The organism is Azospirillum terrae (assembly GCF_053470425.1).
The window spans coordinates 370,295-390,082 of sequence record NZ_JBPXMR010000004.1 but is presented as its reverse complement, the minus strand read 5'-3'; the positions used below and the strand labels follow the sequence as shown (position 1 = coordinate 390,082).

General features: G+C 69.5%; 19 protein-coding genes. 9 read left to right on the top strand and 10 right to left on the bottom strand.

Translation table 11 applies throughout. From position 1 onward, the window contains the following. Positions 1 to 88 precede the first annotated feature (88 nt). The gene (locus ACSVDD_RS14330; protein WP_448190038.1) at positions 89 to 2,494 is read left to right on the top strand and encodes a response regulator; all 2,406 of its coding nucleotides are present in this window, start codon (positions 89 to 91) and stop codon (positions 2,492 to 2,494) included. Position 2,495: 1 nt separating this feature from the next. Here the strand turns inward: ACSVDD_RS14330 and ACSVDD_RS14325 are convergent, their stop codons facing one another. The 4 genes from ACSVDD_RS14325 to ACSVDD_RS14310 form a co-directional block, all read right to left on the bottom strand. Next, complete coding sequence (locus ACSVDD_RS14325) at positions 2,496 to 2,708, bottom strand: hypothetical protein (protein ID WP_448190037.1); 213 nt, start codon at positions 2,706 to 2,708, stop codon at positions 2,496 to 2,498. A gap of 31 nt (positions 2,709 to 2,739) precedes the next feature. Beyond that, on the bottom strand, positions 2,740 to 3,927 hold the full coding sequence (locus tag ACSVDD_RS14320; RefSeq protein ID WP_448190036.1) for an MFS transporter: 1,188 nt from the start codon (positions 3,925 to 3,927) through the stop codon (positions 2,740 to 2,742). Between the two features lie 98 nt (positions 3,928 to 4,025). Next, entirely contained in the window at positions 4,026 to 4,310 is a 285-nt protein-coding gene (locus ACSVDD_RS14315) for a hypothetical protein (protein WP_448190035.1), read from the bottom strand. A 106-nt stretch (positions 4,311 to 4,416) separates the two neighbouring features. Beyond that, complete coding sequence (locus tag ACSVDD_RS14310; RefSeq protein ID WP_448190034.1) at positions 4,417 to 5,187, bottom strand: enoyl-CoA hydratase; 771 nt, start codon at positions 5,185 to 5,187, stop codon at positions 4,417 to 4,419. A 301-nt stretch (positions 5,188 to 5,488) separates the two neighbouring features. On the opposite strand from ACSVDD_RS14310, the gene ACSVDD_RS14305 reads away from it, so the two are divergent. Further along, a complete protein-coding gene (locus tag ACSVDD_RS14305) occupies positions 5,489 to 6,121 on the top strand; it encodes a LysE family translocator (RefSeq protein WP_448190033.1) in 633 nt (210 codons plus the stop codon). A gap of 45 nt (positions 6,122 to 6,166) precedes the next feature. Further along, on the top strand, positions 6,167 to 6,799 hold the full coding sequence (locus tag ACSVDD_RS14300) for a LysE family translocator (RefSeq protein ID WP_448190032.1): 633 nt from the start codon (positions 6,167 to 6,169) through the stop codon (positions 6,797 to 6,799). Here the strand turns inward: ACSVDD_RS14300 and ACSVDD_RS14295 are convergent. The 6 genes from ACSVDD_RS14295 to ACSVDD_RS14270 all read right to left on the bottom strand — a co-directional run bounded on the left by ACSVDD_RS14295 (position 6,796) and on the right by ACSVDD_RS14270 (position 14,393). Continuing rightward, positions 6,796 to 9,462, bottom strand: a complete 2,667-nt coding sequence (locus ACSVDD_RS14295) for a bifunctional acetate--CoA ligase family protein/GNAT family N-acetyltransferase (RefSeq protein WP_448190031.1) — start codon at positions 9,460 to 9,462, stop codon at positions 6,796 to 6,798. The two genes, ACSVDD_RS14300 and ACSVDD_RS14295, sit on opposite strands and share 4 nt — an antisense overlap. A gap of 264 nt (positions 9,463 to 9,726) precedes the next feature. Further along, positions 9,727 to 10,431 carry an ABC transporter ATP-binding protein gene (locus ACSVDD_RS14290; RefSeq protein WP_448190030.1) on the bottom strand — a complete coding sequence of 235 codons (705 nt, stop codon included), beginning with the start codon at positions 10,429 to 10,431 and terminating at the stop codon, positions 9,727 to 9,729. Next, positions 10,428 to 11,189 carry an ABC transporter ATP-binding protein gene (locus tag ACSVDD_RS14285; protein WP_448190029.1) on the bottom strand — a complete coding sequence of 254 codons (762 nt, stop codon included), beginning with the start codon at positions 11,187 to 11,189 and terminating at the stop codon, positions 10,428 to 10,430. Before ACSVDD_RS14285 ends, ACSVDD_RS14290 begins: the two co-directional genes overlap by 4 nt. Next, positions 11,186 to 12,202: a branched-chain amino acid ABC transporter permease gene (locus ACSVDD_RS14280; RefSeq protein WP_448190028.1), complete on the bottom strand. Its 1,017-nt coding sequence runs from the start codon at positions 12,200 to 12,202 to the stop codon at positions 11,186 to 11,188. Before ACSVDD_RS14280 ends, ACSVDD_RS14285 begins: the two co-directional genes overlap by 4 nt. Next, the gene (locus ACSVDD_RS14275) at positions 12,199 to 13,074 is read right to left on the bottom strand and encodes a branched-chain amino acid ABC transporter permease (RefSeq protein ID WP_448190027.1); all 876 of its coding nucleotides are present in this window, start codon (positions 13,072 to 13,074) and stop codon (positions 12,199 to 12,201) included. The genes ACSVDD_RS14280 and ACSVDD_RS14275 overlap by 4 nt, the downstream gene beginning before the upstream one ends. 149 nt (positions 13,075 to 13,223) lie before the next feature. After that, positions 13,224 to 14,393: an ABC transporter substrate-binding protein gene (locus ACSVDD_RS14270; protein WP_448190026.1), complete on the bottom strand. Its 1,170-nt coding sequence runs from the start codon at positions 14,391 to 14,393 to the stop codon at positions 13,224 to 13,226. 234 nt (positions 14,394 to 14,627) lie between these two features. Between ACSVDD_RS14270 and ACSVDD_RS14265 the strand changes: the two genes are divergently transcribed. The 6 genes from ACSVDD_RS14265 to padI are packed head-to-tail and all read left to right on the top strand — an operon-like array spanning position 14,628 to position 19,772. Next, positions 14,628 to 15,038, top strand: coding sequence for a thioesterase family protein (locus tag ACSVDD_RS14265; protein WP_448190025.1), 411 nt, complete (start codon positions 14,628 to 14,630; stop codon positions 15,036 to 15,038). A 60-nt stretch (positions 15,039 to 15,098) separates the two neighbouring features. Continuing rightward, positions 15,099 to 15,680: an NADH-dependent phenylglyoxylate dehydrogenase subunit gamma gene (padE, locus tag ACSVDD_RS14260; RefSeq protein WP_448190024.1), complete on the top strand. Its 582-nt coding sequence runs from the start codon at positions 15,099 to 15,101 to the stop codon at positions 15,678 to 15,680. Further along, the gene (gene padF / locus ACSVDD_RS14255) at positions 15,664 to 15,939 is read left to right on the top strand and encodes an NADH-dependent phenylglyoxylate dehydrogenase subunit delta (protein ID WP_448190023.1); all 276 of its coding nucleotides are present in this window, start codon (positions 15,664 to 15,666) and stop codon (positions 15,937 to 15,939) included. The genes padE and padF overlap by 17 nt, the downstream gene beginning before the upstream one ends. After that, the gene (gene padG / locus ACSVDD_RS14250) at positions 15,932 to 17,164 is read left to right on the top strand and encodes an NADH-dependent phenylglyoxylate dehydrogenase subunit alpha (RefSeq protein ID WP_448190022.1); all 1,233 of its coding nucleotides are present in this window, start codon (positions 15,932 to 15,934) and stop codon (positions 17,162 to 17,164) included. The genes padF and padG overlap by 8 nt, the downstream gene beginning before the upstream one ends. An 11-nt stretch (positions 17,165 to 17,175) precedes the next feature. Further along, a complete protein-coding gene (gene padH, locus ACSVDD_RS14245) occupies positions 17,176 to 18,435 on the top strand; it encodes an NADH-dependent phenylglyoxylate dehydrogenase subunit epsilon (protein WP_448190021.1) in 1,260 nt (419 codons plus the stop codon). Positions 18,436 to 18,449: 14 nt separating this feature from the next. Then, complete coding sequence (gene padI, locus ACSVDD_RS14240) at positions 18,450 to 19,772, top strand: NADH-dependent phenylglyoxylate dehydrogenase subunit beta (RefSeq protein ID WP_448190020.1); 1,323 nt, start codon at positions 18,450 to 18,452, stop codon at positions 19,770 to 19,772. Positions 19,773 to 19,788: the final 16 nt, after the last annotated feature.

Here is a 19,788-nt window from a genome sequence, read left to right as displayed (position 1 = left end):
GGGGTATAAGACTGCCAAGACTTTGCGTTGCGTCGGGAATTGGAGATAATAAGGACTCGAAACTGCCGCGGGACTGGGGGGGCACGGTGTGAGGACGCTGCTGGCGCGCAGTCTCGACCAGTTGGTGGTGCATCGGCCGAGCGCTGCGCGCGCGCACGGTATCGCCTTGCTGTGCGTGATGCTGGCGACGCTGCTGCGGCTGACGCTCGATCCGTTCGTCGCCAACGTGGTGCCCTTCGCCACCTATTATCCGGCGATCCTGATCGCGACACTGGTCGGTGGTGGGGCGGCGGGCCTATCGGCGTGGGCATCGAGCAGCGTCGCCGTCTGGTACTTCATCTTCCCGCCCAACTTCCACTTCACATGGCTGGCGGTCAACGAGGCAACCAGCCTCGGCCTGTTCGCGCTCACCAGCCTGCCGGTCGTCGCGGTGGCGCACCGGCTGCGCCGCGTCGTGGCGGCGCTGCAACAGAGCGAAGACCGCTTCCGCACACTGGTCGAGGCCGTTCCGCAGCTGGTCTGGACGGCGGGCAGCGACGGCGGGTGCGACTACGTCAACCGGCAGTGGGTCGCCTTCACCGGCATTCCGGCTGCGCGGCACTTCGGTAACGGCTGGATGGACGCCATCCACCCCGAAGACCGCGAAACGGTGGGGGCCGTGTGGCGGGCGGCCCTGGCGGGGCGGGGCAGCTACGACCTGGAATACCGGCTGCGCCGTTTCGATGGTGGCTACCGCTGGTTCAAGGTGCGCGGCTTGCCGTTGCGCAACGCCGCCGGCCAGCCGGTGCGCTGGATCGGCGGCGCCACCGAGATCACCGAAATCCAGGAAGCCCGGCAGGCGCTGGCGCGCTCGCACGACGATCTGGAGCGGCTGGTCGCCGAGCGCACGCGGGAGCTGGCCGAATCCAACCGCCTGCTGATCGCCGAGATCGCCGAGCGCGAACGCGCCGAGGCGGCGCTGGCCCGCGCCCAGCGGCTGGAGGCCATCGGGCAGCTGACCGGTGGCGTGGCGCACGACTTCAACAATCTGCTGACCGTGATCGTCGCCAACCTCGACATGATGGACCGCGCCGCCGACAACCCCGAGCGGGTGCGGCGTCTGGCCTCCGCGGCGCTGGCCGCGGCCGGCCGCGGCGAGCGGCTGACCCAGCAGCTCCTGGCCTTCGCCCGCCGGCAGCCGCTGCGGCCGGAGGTGGTCGGAGTCAACCGGCTGCTCCGGGAACTGGAGCCGCTGATCCGCCGCGCGGTCGGCGAGGCGGTCGAGGTGACGCTGGACCTGAATGAGGGCCTGCGCCCTTGCCGGGTCGATCCCAGCCAGTTCGAGGCGGCGGTGCTGAACCTTGCGGTCAACGCCCGCGACGCGACTCCGGCGGGCGGGCGCATCACCGTTTCGGCGAGTGGCCGGACGCTGCCGGCGCCGGAGGACGATGCGCCGGTGGAACTGGCCGCCGGCGAGTGGCTGATGGTCGCCGTGCGCGACACCGGGGCCGGCATCCCGGCGGACGTGCTGCCCCACGTGTTCGACCCGTTCTTCACCACCAAGGACGTCGGCAAGGGCTCCGGCCTGGGGCTGAGCCAGGTGTATGGCTTCGTCAGCCAGTCGGGCGGGCAGGTGCGCATCGACAGCGCGCCGGGGGGCGGCACCACCGTGCAGATCTGGCTGCCGTGCGCCGCCGCCGGGGCCGAAGAGCCGGCCGCGCCGCGCCCGGCATTGCCGGCGGACGGGCTGGCCGGCTACGGCGAAACCGTGCTGGTGGTCGAGGACGACGCGGATGTGCGCGCGGTGGCGGTGGAGACGTTGCAGGCGCTGGGCTACCACGTGGTCACCGCGGCGGACGGCGTCGAGGCGGTGGAGGTTCTGGAGAGTGGTCAAGCCATCGACCTGCTGTTCACCGACGTGGTGATGCCGCGCGGCATCAACGGCGCCGAACTGGCTCGCCGGGCGCACGAACTGCGGCCGGGGCTGCGCGTGTTGCTGACCTCGGGCTACACGGCGCAGGCGCTGACGTCGGAGCACGGCGTGGTGCCCGGCTTCCCGCTGCTGCGCAAGCCCTACCGCAGTGCCGCGCTGGCGGGCGAGGTGCGGGCGGCGCTGGCGGAGGCGCCCATGGCGCCCGAGCCGTTGCGCGTCTTTGTCGTCGAGGACGACGAGCTGACCCGTCTGGCGGCGCTGGAGCTGCTGGATGACATCGGCGTGCGGGTGGTGGGGGACGCAGCGGATGGCGAGACGGCGCTCGCCCGGCTCGACGGCGTGGCGGATTTGGACGTGCTGCTCACCGACATGCGCCTGCCGGGCATGAGCGGCGCCGACCTGACGCGCGAACTGCGCCGCCGCCGGCCGGCGTTGCGGGTGGTGCTGGCGACCGGCTACGGCGATGCGGTGGAGGGCTTCGACGGAGCCGCCCCCGGCAACGCCATTCTCGCCAAACCTTACGGCACCGCGGAGCTGTGCCACGTTCTGGACCGCATGCGCGTTCGCGAGGCGGCGGAATAGCCTACTGGTCGTAGCCGCCGCGGCTGCTGAAGAACACCAGGCGCATGAGGCCGAAGGTCAGCAGCGCCACGCCCAACGCGCCCAGCCCGAGCGCCAGCCAGCCGTTCAGGCTCATGGTTTCCGACGCCAGATAGAGCTGGTAGGCCGCCCAGCCGATGGCGACGGCGCAGGCCACCACCACGACGATGAGCAGGAACAGGGTGCCGCGTGTCATGCCCTTGACGGTGGGGCGTCGCGCTCGTCCGTCAAGGCACGCGGATCCTTGCCCGGAAGAATGCCGCCAGCACCGGCAGCGCCAGCCCGGCGGCGAGGAACAGCGGCGGGAAGCCGTAGGCCTCGGCCAGTGGCCCGCCCAGCGCCACGCCGGCGGCCTGACCCAGGAAGAAGCACGAGGCGAACACTGACACCGCGACGCCGCGGGCGTGCGGCGCCATCTGCGTGGCCTGCGTTTGCAGCGTGTTGTGGAACAGGTAGAAGCCCAGCCCGCTGAGCGCGATGGGCAGCGGCAGCAGCCACCACGGCGGCGTCAGCGCGAACAGCGCGAAGGCCAGCGCCAGCAACACGCCGCCGGCCAGCACCATGTTGCGCTGGCCGAGCATCGCCACCACGCGCGACGCCATGGTCGTGTAGGCCAGCGCGCCGATGCCGAACGACGCCAGCAGCCCGCCGATGGCCGTGTAGCCCAGCCCGTAGGCGTGCCGGACGAAGGCGCCGACGAAGGTGAAGCCGCCGAAGAACAGCATGCCCTCGACGAACACCACGCCGACCACCAGCCGCACGCGCGGCGTGCGCGCCAGCGCGGCGAAGTTGGCGATCAGCCCGGACAGGGTGACCATGTTGCGGACCTGCACGACGCGCGGCGAGCGCAGCTCCAGCCACAGCAGCGCGCCGATCGCCACGTAGACGGCGGCCAGCGCCAGGAACACGCCGCGCCAGCCGATCCACTCGCCCAGCGCGCCGCCGGCCGCCTGCCCGGCGATGACGCCGAGGATCTGCCCGGACATGAAGCGGGCCAGCACCGGCTGGCGGTTCTCGTAGGGCACGATGTCGCCGATGTGCGCCATGGACAGCGGGATGATCGCCGCCGCCGTGGCGCCGCTCAGCAGCCGCAGCGTGCCCAGCGTGGCGAGGTCGCCGGCCAGCGCCGCCAGCCCGGTGCCGAGCGCCGACAGCAGCGTCATGACGGCGATCAGCGTGTACTTGCCGTAGCGGTCGCCGACGGGGCCGTAGATCACCTGACACAGCCCGTAGGCCAGCGTGAAGCCGGTGGCCACCACCGAGGCGCTGGCGACGCTGGTGTGGAACTCCTCGGCCACCTGCGGCAGCAGCGGGTCGGCGACGCGCGCCGTCGCCGCCGAGGCGAAGGCGGCGAGGCTCAGCAGCGCGATGGAGCGGAAGGGGACGGGAGCGGCGGCGGCGAGGCTTTCGGTCATGGACGCGAGCCTACCCGCGCACCGTCTGTCTCGCCAACCATGCTCATCCCATGACAGGGCTGCGCGTGGCGGATGGCAGGGCGGCTAGGCTCGCATGTCTAGGCCCGGCCGGCCACGGTGCCGCCGGCGCGCTCGACCGCGGCGACGCGGAAGCGGATGTCCTGGACGATCTGCTCGACCAGCGGCTTCGCCTGATCGGCCGGCAGGCCGCGGGTGGTCAGCAGCTCCAGCGTGATTCGGCGATAGGCGTCGATCGCCACCTCGCGCGTCTGGACCGGCACGCCGGCCAGGAAGGCGGACAGCTTCTGCGCCACCTCGGTGGCGGCGATCTCGACGCGGGTGGGAACGGCGGGGGTCTGGCACGATCGGGTGGTGGCCGGCATCGGGGGTTCCTTTCGGACCATCGTCCACACCACGATAGCGGGGTGAGAACGCACCACCAGACACCCCGACGACGTACCCGTTCCGGGCAAGACCCGCCGCTTGGGATCACTCCGATCGGCTGCGCCAGAAGTCCGGCGCGCGCTGCTCCTTGAAGGCCGCCACCGCCTCGCGCAGTTCGTCCGAGCGCAGGCAGGCGTCGAACTCCCGCACCTCGTGGGCGCTGCGTTCGGCCACGGTGGCGAGGTCCGCCTTCAGCAGCGCCTTGGTGCGGCGCAGCGCGCCCTGCGGCTTGGCCGCCAGCGCGCCCGCCACCATCATCGCGTGGTCGAGCAGTTCCTCGGCGCCGATGATGGCGTTCACCAGCCCGAAGCCGTGCGCGGTGGCGGCGTCGAACGGCTCGCCGAGCAGCACCAGCTCCGCCGCCTTCTGGTGGCCGACCAAGCGCGGCAGCAGGAGCGACGACGCGGCCTCCGGCACCAGTCCCAGATTGACGAACGGCAATTGGAAACGCGCCGCGGGCGTGGCGTAGACGAGGTCGCAGTGCAGCAGCATGGTCGTGCCGATGCCCACCGCGACACCGTCCACCGCGGCGATGACCGGCTTGGTGGCGCGCATGAGCGCGTCGATGAAGGCGAGGATCGGCGTGCCCTCGGCCGAATCGATGGTCAGGAAGTCGTTCAGGTCGTTGCCGGCGCAGAACGCCCCCGGCGCGCCCGCGATGATGAAGCTCAGCACGCCGTCGTCCTGCTCGCCGCTGCGGATGGCCTCGGCCATCGCCGTGTACATGGCGAGCGTCAATGCGTTCTTCTTTTTCGGCCGGTCCATGCGGATCAGCCGGGCGCCGTCCCGGTCGGTGACGGCGATGGTGTCGGTCATCGGGGTTTCCTCTCCTGCTGCGCTTTGAGCCGAGGATAACACCAGTCGGCGGAAACAGGTGACCTTTACGTCAACGTGAAACCTCGGACGGGGCCGGGTGTTATCCCTTCGGTACGTAAGGCATCCAGAACCGAGGGAGTTTGCCATGCGCGGAGCGCTGCTGTGGATTCTCGGGATACCGATCCCGATCATCATTCTGCTGTACCTGTTCCACGTGATCTGATCGGCACGAGACTGGCCCCGGTTCCGGGGCCTTCTTTTTTGGTGTAGCGTTGCCGTGAACTCAACGGGAGACTGCGCCATGGAACCGAGCCTCGCCCTTCTCAGCATTCTCGGCGCGTTGACGGTGGGCGCGGTCAGTCCGGGGCCGAGCTTCGTGCTGGTGGCGCGCACGTCGATCGCCCTGTCGCGGCGCGACGGGCTGGCGGCGGCGCTGGGCATGGGCGTCGGCGGCGTGGTGTTCTGCGCGCTGGCGCTGCTCGGCCTGCACGCGGTGCTGGCGAGCGTGCCCTGGCTGTACGCCGGGCTGAAGCTGTTCGGCGGGCTGTATCTGGCGTACCTCGGCGTGCGGATCTGGCAGGGTGCGCGGCAGCCCATCGTGGTGCCGGACGGGGCCGAGGGCGGGGCGCGCGGTGTGGGGCGGTCGTTCGGCTTCGCGCTGGCGACTCAGCTCAGCAACCCGAAGACGGCGGTGGTCTACGCCAGCATCTTCGCCGCGCTGCTGCCGGCGGACCCGCCGCTGTGGGTGTCGGCCGTGCTGCCGCCGGCCATCTTCGCCATCGAAGCGGGCTGGTACGCGCTGGTGGCGGTGGCCTTCTCAGCCGGGCGTCCGCGGGCGGCGTATCTGCGCTCCAAGATCTGGATCGACCGGGCGGCGGGCGCGGTCATGGGCGCGCTGGGGGTGCGGCTGGTGGTGGAGGCGGTGCCGGTTTAAGTTAGCCAATCAGTTTTCCCCCTGATCCAAACAGGAGAGAGTGTCGTGGACTCGGTCGTTGCCCTTCTCTGCATCCTTGGCGCCTTGACGGTCGGGGCGGTCAGCCCAGGGCCGAGCTTCGTGATGGTGGTGCGCACGTCCATCGCCGTGTCGCGGCGCGACGGGCTGGCGGCGGCGCTGGGCATGGGAGCTGGGTGCGTGGTGTTCTGCGCACTCGCCCTGATCGGCCTGCACGCGGTGCTGGCGAGCGTGCCGTGGCTGTATGCCGGGCTCAAGCTGTTCGGCGGGCTGTATCTGGCGTACCTCGGCGTGCGGATCTGGCAAGGCGCGCGGCAGCCCATCGTGGTGCCGGACGGGGCCGGGCAGGGGGCGCGCGGTGTGGGGCGGTCCTTCGGCTTCGCGCTGGCGACGCAGCTCAGCAACCCGAAGACCGCGGTGGTCTATGCCAGCACCTTCGTGGCGTTGTTGCCGGCGGACCCGCCGCTGTGGGTGTCGGCCGTACTGCCGCCGGCAGCCTTCGTTATTGTAGCTGGGTGGTACGCGCTGGTGGCGGTGGCCTTTTCCGCCGAACGGCCACGGGCGGCCTACCTGCGCTCCAAGATCTGGATCGACCGGGCGGCGGGGGCGGTGATGGGGGCGCTGGGGGTGCGGCTGGTGGCGGAGGCGGTGCCGGGCTAATTCAGCCGGTACGACACCCGCAAAACCCCCTCTTCCTCGCTCTCGGCAACCGTAAACCCGAAGTGGCCGAGGAAGCTCAGCATGGGGGCGTTCTCGGTCAGCACGTCGCCGGTCATCTCCAGCGTGCCGCGGTTGCGGCAATAGTCCATCATCTTGCGCATCATGCGCGTTCCCAGCCCCTGGGCCTTCAGGTCGGAGCGGGTGACCATCGAGAACTCGGCCTGCCGGTTGTCAGGGTCGGCCACCACGCGGATGACGCCCAGGGTTTCCGGCTCGCCGTGCGCGTCGGGGGCGATGGCGATGAAGGCCATCTCGCGGTCGTAGTCGATCTGCGTCAGCCGCGCCATCTCGCTGTGCGGCAGCGCCGCCTTGTAGTGGAAGAAGCGGAAGCGCATGTCCTCCGGCGTCAGCTTGGAGATGAAGACGTGGTGTGCCGGTTCGTCCTCGGGCCGGATCGGCCGCAGCAGCACGGCGCGGCCGTCGCGCAGCAGGATCGTCTCCTCCAGCCACTTCGGGTAGGGGCGGATGGCGAGGCGGTTGGGGTCGGGCCTGGCCGCCGCCACCTTCATGCGGGCGTCCACCGCCGTCACGCCGTGGTCGTCGGCGAACAGCGGGTTGATGTCCATCTCCAGAAGCTCCGGCACGTCGGCGATGAGCTGCGAGACCTGCATCAGCGTCAGGCAGACGGCGTCCAGATTGGCGGCGGGGCGATTGAGGTGCTCCTTCAAGAGCGTCGCCACGCGCGTGCGCGCCACCAGCTCCTGCGCCAGTGGCACGTTGAGCGGCGGCAGGCCGACGGCGAGGTCGCGGAACAGCTCGGCCGCGCGCCCGCCCTCGCCGAACAGGATGATCGGGCCGAACAGCGGGTCGGTGGCGGCGCCGATGAACAGCTGGCGGGCGTTGCCGCGCGGCACCATGCGCTGCACGCTGAAGCCGGTGACGCGGGCGTCCGGCCGCTTCTCGCGCACGCGGGCCAGCATGCCGCGGGCGGCGGCCTCCACCCCGTCCGCCGTCTCCAGGCCGAGCGCCACGCCGCCGACGTCCCACTTGCGGCGGATGTCCGGCGACATCACGGTCACCGCGACGGGGAAGCCGATGGACTTGGCAAGGCGCTTGGCGTGAGGCGGGTCCTCGGCGATGTAGGTCTCGACGACGGGGATGCCGTAGGCGGACAGCACCTCCTTCACCTGCGGCTCGTTCAGGTAGGTCTGGCCGGCGGCGAGCGCCGCCTGGACGACGCGGCGCGCGGTGTCCGGGTCGGGGTGGAACTCGACCGGGATCGAGGCCGGCGTCTGCATCAGCGAATCCTGCCGGTGCCGGTAGTTCACCATGTGCAGGAAGGCGCGCACCGCGTCGGCCGGCGTGTCGAAGGTCGGCACGCCGGCTTCGACGAACAGCTTGCGGTCGGTCGCCACCGTGTCGCCGCCGATCCAGCAGGTCAGCACGTTGGTGCCGTGCTGGCGCACCGTGCGGATCACCGCCATGGCGGCCTCGGTGCTGCTGGTCAGCGTGGTCGGCGTGTGCATGGCGAGGATGGCGTCGATCTCCTCGTCCTCGCCGAGGATCTTCAGCACGTCGGCGTAGCGCGCCGCGGTGGCGTCGACGCGGATGTCCATGGGGTTGAGGCCGTTCCATTCGGCACCCAGCAACGCCCGGAGTTTCGCCGCGGTCTTGTCGGACAGCGTGGCGAGGTTCAGGCCGCCGGCGTACAGCTCGTCCGCCGCCATGGTGCCGGTGCCGCCGCCGTTGGACACGGCGACCAGCCGCTCGCCGCGCATGGGGCGGGCGCGGGCCAGGGTCTCCACGGCGCCGAACAGCTCGTCGATGGAGCGCACGCGCAGAATGCCGGCGCGCTGGAGCGCTGCGTCGAACACGTCGTCGGGATCGACCAGGGACAGCACGTCGGCCGACAGCTCGACATAGCCGGCGGTGCTGGTGCCCGGCGGCCGGCGGCCGGCCTTGATGGCGAGCACCGGCTTGTTGCGCGCGGCGGCGCGGGCGGCGGCCATGAAGGTCTTCCGCTCCCGCAGATCCTCGATGTAGAGCAGGATGGCGCGGGTGCCGGGGTCGGAACCGAGATAGTCCAGCACCTCGCCGAAGCCGATGTCGGACGCGTCGCCCAGCGAGACGAAGTGCGAAAAGCCGACCTTGCGCGGGTAGGCCCAGTCGAGCACCAGCGTGCCCACCGCGTCCGACTGCGAGACGAAGCCGATGTGGCCGGGCAGCGCCTTGACGTGGCTGAAGCTGGCGTTCAGGCGGAACGGCGGCACCTGGATGCCCAGGCTGCGGCCGCCGAGGAAGCGGAGGTCGTGGCGTTTGGCGGCGGTCAGCGCGCGGGTGTGCTGGGCTTCGTTCATGCCGCCGATGACCAGCGCGGCGCGGGTGCCGCGGGCGCCGAGTTCGTCGATCAGGTCGGGGACGGTGTCGGGCTGGGTGCACAGCACGGCCAAGTCGGGGGTGCGCGGCAGGCTGAACACGTCGGGGTAGGCGAGCACGCCGGCCACCGCCTCCTGGCGCGGGTTGACCGGCATGATCGGCCCTTCGAACCCGCCGGCCTGGAGGTTGCGCATGATGACGTTGCCGACGCTCTGCGGCCGGTTGGTGGCGCCGACGACGGCGACGGACCGCGGGCGGAACATGTGCTGGAGGTACAGGATGCTCATGGGCGCGCGACGCTCCTTCACGGGGATTCTATGCGCCCGGGGTGGGAGTGGGCAAGGTTGCTGCGGGTCCGGTGATTCGTGGCGTCGGGGGCAACATTCACACGGATTTTGGGGATTTTGGCACGGATTACACGGATGTTCTTTTATGCTTGCGGTGCGTCGAGTCATCCCGAAGGCCGCTGCTGAGCACGATTAGAAGAAATCCGTGTAATCCGTGTTTAAATCCCCAAAATCCGTGTGAATCTTGTTTTTCGGGCGAAGGGTTCACAGCCCCAGATACGCCTCCTTCACCCGCTCATCGTGCAAGAGCGCGGTGCCTGTGTCCGCCAGCACCACGCGCCCGGTTTCCAGCACGTAGCCGCGGTCGGCGATGGCCAGCGCCGCGTGGGCGTTCTGTTCGACCAGGAAGATGGTCGTCCCCTTGGCCTTCAACGCCTCCACCGCCGCGAAGATCTCCGCCACCAGGATCGGCGCAAGGCCCATGCTGGGCTCGTCGAGCAGCAGGAGCCGGGGGTGTGCCATCAGCGCGCGGGCCATGGCCAGCATCTGCTGCTGCCCGCCCGACAGGGTGCCGGCCGGCAGGCGGCGGCGTTGCGCCAGGATGGGGAACATCTCGAAGCTGCGGTGGATGTCCGCTTCCACGTCCGGGCCGTGCCGGCGGTAGGCGCCGAGGCGGAGGTTGTCCTCCACCGTCAGGGGTGCGAACACCTGCCGGCCCTCCGGCACCTGGAGGATGCCCAGATCCACCCGGCGTTCGGGGGCCATGCCGGTGATGTCCCGGCCCTCGAACCGCACGGTGCCGGAACTGGCCGGATGCACGCCGGACAGAACGCGCAGCAGAGTCGTCTTGCCCGCTCCGTTGGCGCCGACCAGCGCCACCAGTTCGCCCTCGTCGATGGTGATGTCGATGCCGTGCAACGCCTCGATGCGGCCGTAGTGGGCCGACAGGCCCTGGATCTCCATCATCATGCGGCGGCTCCCAGATAGGCGGAGATGACTTCGGGGTGGGCAGCGATTTCGGCCGGCGTGCCCTCGGTCAGCTTGCGGCCGTAGTTCAGCACCAGGATGCGGTCGGAGATGCCCATGACCATCTTCATGTCGTGCTCCACCAGGATCACCGTGATGCCCTGCGCGGCGATCTTCTTGATGACCGCATCCACCTCGCGGCTCTCGGTGGCGTTGAGGCCGGCGGCCGGCTCGTCGAGCAGGATCAGCTTGGGCTCGGTCGCCAGGGCGCGGGCGATCTCCAGCCGTTTGAGCGCGCCGTAGGGCAGGGAGGCGGCGTCGGAATCGACGTAGCGGCCGCAGCCGACGAACTCCATCAGGCGGATGCAGTGCTCGCGCGCTTGGTCGTCGCGGCGGACCACGCCGGGGAATCGCAGCAGCGACGGCAGCAGCCGGCGGTCGAGCCGCAGGTGCCGGCCGACCATGACGTTCTCCAGCGCCGTCATGGTGGTGAAGATCTGCAGGTTCTGGAAGGTGCGCGACAGGCCGCAGGCGGCCTGTTCGTGCGGTGGTTTGCCGGCCATCGCGGCGCCGTCCAGAAAGATCGCCCCGCGGCTTGGCGTGTAGACGCCGCTGATGAGGTTCAGCACCGTCGTCTTGCCGGCGCCGTTCGGGCCGATGATCGAGTGGATGGTGCCGGGCTCGACCTCGAAGCTCAGCTCGTCCACCGCGGCGATGCCGCCGAACTGCTTGGACAGGTTCTGTACGCGCAGCAGACTCATGACCGCCTCCCCCCTGACTGTTTCCAGGACTTGGCGAGATCGAGCAGGGTCACGAACAGGCCGCGGCGCATGAACACCATGGTGCCGATCATGATGGCGCCGAGGATCATCGACTCGTAATCCTCGAACGCCACGAGGATCTGCGGCAGCACCGTCAGCGACACCGCGCCGACGATGGCGCCGAAGGTCGAGGCCATGCCGCCGAACACCACCATGGTGACCAGTTCCACCGACTTCATGAAGCCGGCTTTGCCCGGCGTGATCATGCCGGCGTAGTGGGCGAACAGGCTTCCGGTGACCGCGGCCATGATGGCGGAGACGACGAACACCAGCACCTTGTAGTGCGCGGTGTCGACGCCGAGGACCTGGGCGCCGATCTCCGTGCCGTGCAAGGCGCGCAAGGCGCGGCCGACGGGGCTGTCGATCAGGTTCAGCGCCAGCCAGACGGCGAGGATCAGCACGCCGCCCACCGTCCAGTACCATGCCTTGTCGCCGGACAGCTTCCAGCCCAGCACCGTGAAGTCGTCGAGCATCAGCCCGTCCGGCCCGCCGGTGATCCAGCTTTCGGTGTTAAGCACGATGGAGATGATGACGCCGAGACCGAGCGTGGCCATGGCGAGGTAATGGCCCTTCAGCCGCAGCACCGGCCGCGCCACCACGAAGGCCAGCACGCCGACCAGCACCGCGCCGGCCGCCAAGGCGCCCAGCGCCGGCCAGCCGTAGCGCACGGTGAGGATGCCCGACGCGTAGGCGCCCAGCCCGAAGAACGCCGCGTGGCCCAGGCTGATCTGGCCGGCGTAGCCGACCAGCAGGTTGAGGCCGACGCAGACGATGGCGTTGAGCCCGGCGTTGATGGCGATGTCGTAGGCGTAGGCGTTGGACAGCGCCAGCGGCAGCAGGGCGATGACCAATGCCAGCAGGCCGAGGCCGCCGGTGCGCGGCTTCATCAGCGCGCAGGCAAGGCCGCTGCGTCGCCGCACGGGCGCCGTGGAAACGTGAACGTCCGAGGTCATACGCGCTCGCCCCCCTTGTGTCCGAGCAGACCGTTGGGCAGGAAGAACAGCACGGCCAGGATGATGACGAAGGCGGTGGCGTCCTTGTAGGCCGAGGACAGATAGCCGGCGCTCATCGCCTCAGCGATGCCGACGATCAGCCCGCCGAGCACGGCGCCCAGGCCATTGCCGAGACCGCCGAGCACCGCCGCCGAGAAGCCCTTGAGGCCCAGCATGATGCCGGTCTCGTAGCTGGTGAAAGTGATGGGCGCGACGACGATGCCGCCGATGGCGCCCAACGCCGCCGACAGCCCGAAGGAGGTCAGCAGCACGCGGCGGATCGGCACGCCGACCAGTTGTGCGCCGAGCTTGGAATAGGACACCGCCAGCATCGCCTTGCCGGCCATGGTGCGGCCGAAGAACCAGCCCAGGCCCAGGATGGCGGCCAGCGATACGCCCATCACCCACAGGCTCTGCGGCAGCATGGTGGCGCCCAGCACGTTGAGCGGTGCGGTGCCGGTGAAGGCGGGCAGCGCGTGGAACTCCTTGTCCCAGACCACCTGCGCCAGTCCGCGCAGGAAGATCGACGCGCCGATGGTGATGATGATGACGGTGACGACCGAGGCGTCCTTGGCCGGCAGAACGGCGAAGCGCGCCAGCGCCAGCCCGACCAGGGCTGTGACCGCCACGGCGAGCGGGATCGCCAGTTCCATCGGCAGCCCCAAGCCGACCAGCGCGACGGTGGCCATGCCGCCGATCATCAGGAACTCGCCCTGGGCGAAGTTGATGACGTGGCTGGCGTTGTAGATGATCGAGAATCCCAGGCCCGCCAGCGCGTAGATCGCGCCCAGCGTGATGCCGGAGAACAGGTATTGCAGGAAAGCCGACGCCATTTGGTTCCCTCCCGTGAATCCCCTCTCCCCGCCGGGGAGAGGGTGGTCCGAAGGACCGGGTGAGGGGGTTCTCGGGGGACCGCAAATGCAAGCGACGCGAGACCCCCTCACCCCAACCCTCTCCCCGGAGGGGAGAGGGGGATTTGGCGTCAGTCGACCAGCGCCCAGGCGCCCTTGCGGACTTCCACCATGTGGAAGGAGTCCGGCTTCAGGCCCATGTGGTCCTTGACGGACATGGTCACCATGCCGCCGGTGCCGATGTAGCTGGAGGTCTTCTCGATCTCATCGCGCACCACCGCCTTGTCGGTCGAACCGGCGCGGTTGATCGCCGCCAGCGCGATCATCAGCCCGTCGTACGCGTGCCCGGCGAAGGTCGACACCTCGGTCTTGAAGGTGTCCTCGTAGGTCTTCTTGAAGCTGGTCACCACCGGCTTCTGCGGGTCGGTGGCCGACAGCTGGTCGGCGACCACCAGGCCGGCGGCCGGCAGACGCACGCCCTCACTGGCCGGGCCGGCGAGCTTGATGAACTCCTTCGAGGCCACGCCATGGCTCTGGTACAGCGGCAGCGTGAGGCCGAGTTGCTGGTAGTTGCGCGTCACGATGGCCGGGCCCTGACCCAGGCCGAAGTTGAACACCGCCTGCACGCCGGCCGCGTTCTTGATGCGGGTGAGCTGCGCGGTGACGTCCGGGTCCTTGGGCGAATAGACCTCGTCGGCGACGATCTCTATCCCGAAGTCCTTGGCGATCAGCACCGACTGGTCATGGCCGGACTTGCCGAATCCGGCGTCCTCGGAGATCAGGCCGATCTTGGTCAGCCCGCGCTTCTTCATGTCGGCGAACACCTTCTCGGCCGCGAGGCGGTCGGTGTGCGGCGTCTTGAACACCCACTTCTTCATGGGCTCGACGATCACCACGGCGCCGGCCAGGGAGATGAAGGGGATCTCCGCCTTCTCGGCCAGCGGCACGGCGGCCATGGTGGTGGCGGTGGTCGTGCCGCCGATGAGGATGTCCACCCCCTCGCTCTCGATCAGGCGCTTGGTGAAGCTGGCCGCCTTTTCGGCCGCCCCGGCGTCGTCATAGACGGTGAGCTGGAGCTTGCGCCCCTTCACGCCGCCGTCCTTGTTGATCTTGTCGACGAACAGCTCCAGCGTCTTCTTCTCCGGGTCGCCAAGGAAGGACGCGCCACCCGTCACCGACAGGATGGCGCCGATCTTGATCGGCGGCTCGGCGGCCTTGGCCGCCATGGGCTGGAACGACAGGGCGAGCGCTACCGCGCCCGCACCGAGGATAGTCGGCAGGCCGAGGGATGGTGCCTTCATGGTGTGCGTTTCCTTCCACGTTTCCCTGGGTTTTTTCCGCCTGTCGCCCGGCGGTTTGGTGGCCAAGCAAACTGTTGCTCTTGCTTAAGCCGTTATTCGGTACTATAATGCGTATTTAATGGGCAGCCAAGCGGAAAGTGGGGTTATACGGATCGGCCGAGCCGGTTCCGAACCCAGCCGGGAAGCGCCCTTCGGCAACCAACGCCGCCAAAAAAACGCAAGAGGAAACGCATTATGAAGGCCAGCCTGAACGCCGGTATCAGCACCACCAAGCGCATCGTCATCGACCGTGACCGCACCATCGGCTTCATGGGCGAGGAGGGGCGCGTCTACGCGACGCCGGAACTGGTCCGCGACATCGAGGTGACCTGCCGCGACTTCCTGCTGGAACATCTGGATGAGGGCGAGGACAGCGTCGGCACGCGAGTCGAGCTGGACCATATGGCCCCGACGCTGGTCGGCATGTGGGTGGACATCACGGTTACGGTGGCCGAGGTGAACGGCCCGGCGGTGACGCTGGAGATCCTCGCCCGCGATCCTCTGGACAAGATCGCCAAAGGCAAGCACGGCCGCTTCATCGTCAGCGTGTCGAAGACGGCGGAGCGTCTGAAGGCCAAGGCCGCCAAGGTCGCCGCGCTCGTCTGACATCCCATGTCCGCACCGGCGGGCGGGCGCCGTGACGGCGTCCGCCCGAGGGGAGACTCCATGCACGAGATCCGCATTCACGGACGCGGCGGGCAGGGCACTGTGCTCGCCGCCGAGATCCTCGCCAAGGCCCTGGCCGCCGCTGGCAAGTACGCCGTCGCCATCCCGTCCTTCGGGTTCGAGCGGCGCGGCGCGCCGGTGTCGGCCTGCCTGCGCGTGGACGAGCGCGAAATCCGCGCCATGACCAACATCTACCACCCCAACACGCTGCTGTGCATCGACCCGACGGTCGGGCGCGCGGTCAACATCTTCGACGGCATGGCCGACAACGGCACGCTGGTGCAGGCCAGCCGGCGGCCGGTCGAAGAGCTGGCTCTGCCCGAAACCGTTGAAACGGTTGGCATGTGCGACGCGGTCGGCATCGCCATGGGCATCTTCAAGCGGCCGATCACGAATTCGGTAATGCTTGGCGCATTTGCGCGGGCGACCGGGCTGGTGTCGCTGGAGGCGCTGAAGGACGGTATCGAGGCGGCGGACTTCCGCGACGCCGGGCTGACGCAGAACCTCGCGGCGGTCGAGCGCGGCTACAACGAAACCAAAATCTACCGGCGCACGGAGGGCGGCTATGAAGCCCGAGCCTGAGGCGATTCCAAACGATCTCTGCCCGGTCGCCACCGAGATGACGACGATGCTGCCCGGCGACTGGCGGGCGGTGAAGCCGGTGGTGGACCGGGCGAAATGCGTGAAGTGCGCGGTGTGCTGGCTGTACTGCCCGGTGCAATGCATCGTCGAGAAGCCGGCGTGGTTCGACGTCGATCTGCGCGTCTGCAAGGGCTGCGGCATCTGCGCCAGCGAGTGCCCGCACCGCGCCATCGCCATGGTGGAGGATTCCGATGGCTGACGCCGCCCTGCTGTCAAACAAGCCCCGCACCATCGTCTGCGACGGCAACGAGGCCGCCGCCTGGGGTGTGGTGCTCTCGAGGCCCGACGTGGTGGCGGTCTACCCGATCACGCCGCAATCCTCGCTGGTCGAGTACGTCTCGCAGTTCATTGCCGACGGCACGCTGGACGCCGAGCTGCTGAACCTGGAGGGGGAGCACAGCGTGCTCTCGGCGCTCCAGGGGGCGGCGCTGGCGGGGGCGCGGACCTACACGGCCACCTGCGGCCCCGGCCTCGCCTTCATGTTCGAGCCGTACGTCCGCACGCCGGGCCTGCGGCTGCCCATGGTGGCCTCGCTGGTGACGCGCGACATGCTCACCCCGCAATGCGTCTGGGGCGGCCAGCAGGACGCCATGACGGTGCGCGACTGCGGCTGGATACACATGTACTGCGACTCCGTGCAGGAGGTGCTGGACACCACCATCATGGCCTACCGCATCGCCGAGCACCGCGACGTGATGCTGCCGGTCAACGTCAACCATGACGGCAACTACCTGAGCTACGGCGTGGCGCGCGCCGAGATGCCGGGGCAGGCCGACGTGGACGGGTTCCTCGGCGTCAAGGACGTGAACTGGCACGCGGCGCTCGACCCGCAGCGGCCGATGGCCATCGACCCGCTGACCGGCGGGTCGGGCGGGCCGGGGCCGTCGATGTTCGTGCGCTACCGCAAGGGTCTGTGCAACGGCATGCAGAACGCGCTGCGCGTCATCGAGGACGTGCACGCGGAGTGGGGCCGCCTCACCGGCCGCTACCACGCGCCGCTGGTCGAGGAGTACCGGCTGGACGACGCCGAGGTGGCGCTGGTCACCATCGGCTCGATGACCGGGGCGGCCAAGGACGCGGTGGACGCGCTGCGCACCGCCGGCAAGCGGGTCGGCCTCATCAAGGTGAAGACGATGCGGCCCTTCCCGGTCGAGGCGCTGGCGCGGGCGCTGTCCAAGGTCCGGGCCATCGCCGTGGTGGACCGCGCGGTCAGCTACGGCTGGAACACCGGGCCGCTCTACCAGGAGACGCTGGGGGCGCTGTACCGGGCGCGGCACATGATCCCGGCGGTCAGCGTCATCGGCGGACTGGCCGGTGCCGACATCACCGATGGGCATTTCGCGCGCTGCATCGAGATGGCGTTTGCCGCCGCGGCTACGGGCCAAGTCCCGGACGGCCCGGTGTGGCTCAACGAGAACGATTGAGGGGACCGACGATGCTGCACACCCGCTACCTCGTCGTCGGCGCCAGCCACGCCGGCCTGGAGGCGGTGACGGCGATCCGCCACTGGGACGCCGAGGGCTCGCTGACCATGTTGAGCCGCGAGGCGCACCAGCCCTATTCGCCGACCATTCTTCCCTATGTGGTCTCCGGCCGCTCGAAGCCGGAGCGCGTCGCGCTGAAGGACGCGGCGTGGTTCGCCGAGCGCAACGTGGATTTGCGCTGCGGCGAGGAGGTGGTGTCCATCGACACGGCGAACTCCGTCGCCCGCACGGCGTCCGGCGCGGAGTTGCAATACGAGCGTCTGTTGCTGGCGACCGGCGCCGCGCCTGCCGTGCCGCCGGTGGAGGGCTTGGCCGACGTGACGTTCCACGTGCTGCGCACGCTGGACGACGCGCTGGCGCTGCGCGACGCCGGGGCGGGGGTGAAGACGGCGGTGGTGCTCGGCGCCGGGCTGGTCGGGCTGCACGCGGCCGAGGTGCTGGCCAAGGCCGGAAAGCGGGTCGTCGTGGTCGAACGGCAGCCGCACGCGCTGCCCGGCTATCTCGACGCGCCGGCGGCGGAGATCGTCGAGCAGGCATTCCGCGACCGCGGCATCTTCCTGATGTTCGGCCGCACGGTGGCATCCGTGCAGGGCAAGGACGGCAACCCGGCGGCCATCACTCTGGACGACGGCGAGATGCTGCCGGCGGAGCTGCTGCTGATCGGCACCGGCGTGCGGCCGGTCACGGGCTTCCTGACCGGCTCGGGGCTGGCGGTGGAGCAGGGCATTCTGGTGGACGACACCATGCGCACCAGCGCCGCCAACGTCTGGGCGGCCGGCGACGTGGCGCAGGCGCGCGCCTTCTTCGGCGAGGGGCGCATCGTCAACGGCATCCTGCCCGACGCGGTCGAGCAGGGCCGCATCGCCGGCATGGCGATGGCCGGCGATCCGGGCCTCAAGCCCTATGTCGGCGGCTTGCCGATCAACACGTTCCCGTTCTTCGGCCGCCACGCGGTGAGCGTCGGCATCTCCGGCGAGGGCGATCCGGCGGTGGAGACCCATACGCGCCTCGATGCCAAGGCCGGGCTCTACAGCCGCATGTCGCTGAAGGGCGGCCGGCTGATCGGCGTGTGCACGGTGGGCATGCCCATCGACGCCGGGGTGATGTGGCAGCTCATCAGCCGCCGCGTCGATCTGGCTCCGGTCAAGGAGGCGTTCGTTGCGGCGCCGCTCGACACCGGCCGGACGCTGATGTCGCGGTTGTGGCGCTGAGGGGAGGGCGGAACATGTCCAGCTACGAGACCATCGCCTTCCGTGCCGAGCACTGCGACGGCTGCATGAAGTGCGTCACCGCCTGCGCGCAGGCCAAGTCGGGCACCGACGACCCGGTGCACTCGCGGATCAATATCCTCGCCAGCGCCGATACCTGGGAACTGGCGCTGTGCCGCCAGTGTGGCGATCCGAAATGCGTCAGCAACTGCCCCTCCGCCGCGCTGGCGAAGGACGGTGAGAGCGGCGTCATAGCCTGGGATGCGGACCAGTGCGTCAACTGCCTGCTGTGCACGGTGGGCTGCGCCTACGCCGGCATCACCTACGACGCTCAGGTCGGGCATGTCGCCAAATGCGACATGTGCGGCGGCGATCCGGCCTGCACCAAGGCCTGCCCGACCGGCGCGCTGACGCTCAACACCGCGGCGCGCATCCACAAGCGGGTGGCCGACAAGGAAGATCTGTTCGCGCCGGGCTTGGCGGCCTGCCAGGGCTGCAATTCCGAACTGCTGATCCGCCACACGCTGCGCCATGTCGGGCGCAACACGGTGGTGGCGACGCCGCCCGGCTGCATCCCCGGCATGGGGACGGTCGGCTACAACGGGCGCACGGGCACCAAGGTGCCGGTCTTCCACCCGCTGCTGACCAACACCGCGTCGATGCTGACCGGCATCAAGCGCTACTACAACCGCATCGGCCGCGACGACGTGCAGGTGCTGGCGCTGGCCGGTGATGGCGGCTCGTCGGACGCCGGGTTCCAGTCGCTGTCCGGGGCGGCCGAGCGCGACGAGCCGATGCTGTACATCTGCGTCGACAACGAAGGCTATATGAACACCGGCATGCAGGCGTCCTCGGCCACGACCTACGGGTCCTGGACATCGACGACGCCGGTCGGCGAGCGGCTGAAGGGCAAGTCCGGCGAGGCGAAGAGCCTGCCGCTGGTCATGATGATGCATAACTGCTCGTACGTCGCCACCGCCGCCACGGCGTTCCTGGAGGACTTCTACGAGAAGCTCGACAAGGCCATCGAGGTGTCGAAGACCGGCATGGCCTACCTGCACGTCTTCGCGCCGTGCCCGACCGGCTGGCGCTTCGGCTCCGACCGCACGACGGACGTGTGCCGGCTGGCGGTGGAGACGAACTTCTTCGCGCTGTGGGAGTTCACCGCCGATACCGGGCTGAGCTTCACCCGGCCGGTCTCCCGGCCGCGGCCGGTGCGCGACTATCTGACCGGCATCGGCAAGTACAAGCACCTCAGCGAGGAACAGGTCCAGCACATCCAGGCGACGGTCGAGCGCCGGGTCCAGCAACTGCGCCGCTTCGAACGCGCGAGCGCTTAAAAAATCAAAGGGGGGA

Coding starts and splice junctions, on each gene's coding strand:
- ACSVDD_RS14325 (WP_448190037.1), bottom strand. CDS start 2,708: ATGACACGCGGCACCCTGTTCCTGCTCATCGTCGTGGTGGTGGCCTGC.
- ACSVDD_RS14320 (WP_448190036.1), bottom strand. CDS start 3,927: ATGACCGAAAGCCTCGCCGCCGCCGCTCCCGTCCCCTTCCGCTCCATC.
- ACSVDD_RS14315 (WP_448190035.1), bottom strand. CDS start 4,310: ATGCCGGCCACCACCCGATCGTGCCAGACCCCCGCCGTTCCCACCCGC.
- ACSVDD_RS14310 (WP_448190034.1), bottom strand. CDS start 5,187: ATGACCGACACCATCGCCGTCACCGACCGGGACGGCGCCCGGCTGATC.
- ACSVDD_RS14305 (WP_448190033.1), top strand. CDS start 5,489: ATGGAACCGAGCCTCGCCCTTCTCAGCATTCTCGGCGCGTTGACGGTG.
- ACSVDD_RS14295 (WP_448190031.1), bottom strand. CDS start 9,462: ATGAGCATCCTGTACCTCCAGCACATGTTCCGCCCGCGGTCCGTCGCC.
- ACSVDD_RS14290 (WP_448190030.1), bottom strand. CDS start 10,431: ATGATGATGGAGATCCAGGGCCTGTCGGCCCACTACGGCCGCATCGAG.
- ACSVDD_RS14285 (WP_448190029.1), bottom strand. CDS start 11,189: ATGAGTCTGCTGCGCGTACAGAACCTGTCCAAGCAGTTCGGCGGCATC.
- ACSVDD_RS14280 (WP_448190028.1), bottom strand. CDS start 12,202: ATGACCTCGGACGTTCACGTTTCCACGGCGCCCGTGCGGCGACGCAGC.
- ACSVDD_RS14275 (WP_448190027.1), bottom strand. CDS start 13,074: ATGGCGTCGGCTTTCCTGCAATACCTGTTCTCCGGCATCACGCTGGGC.
- ACSVDD_RS14270 (WP_448190026.1), bottom strand. CDS start 14,393: ATGAAGGCACCATCCCTCGGCCTGCCGACTATCCTCGGTGCGGGCGCG.
- ACSVDD_RS14265 (WP_448190025.1), top strand. CDS start 14,628: ATGAAGGCCAGCCTGAACGCCGGTATCAGCACCACCAAGCGCATCGTC.
- padE (WP_448190024.1), top strand. CDS start 15,099: ATGCACGAGATCCGCATTCACGGACGCGGCGGGCAGGGCACTGTGCTC.
- padF (WP_448190023.1), top strand. CDS start 15,664: ATGAAGCCCGAGCCTGAGGCGATTCCAAACGATCTCTGCCCGGTCGCC.
- padG (WP_448190022.1), top strand. CDS start 15,932: ATGGCTGACGCCGCCCTGCTGTCAAACAAGCCCCGCACCATCGTCTGC.
- padH (WP_448190021.1), top strand. CDS start 17,176: ATGCTGCACACCCGCTACCTCGTCGTCGGCGCCAGCCACGCCGGCCTG.
- padI (WP_448190020.1), top strand. CDS start 18,450: ATGTCCAGCTACGAGACCATCGCCTTCCGTGCCGAGCACTGCGACGGC.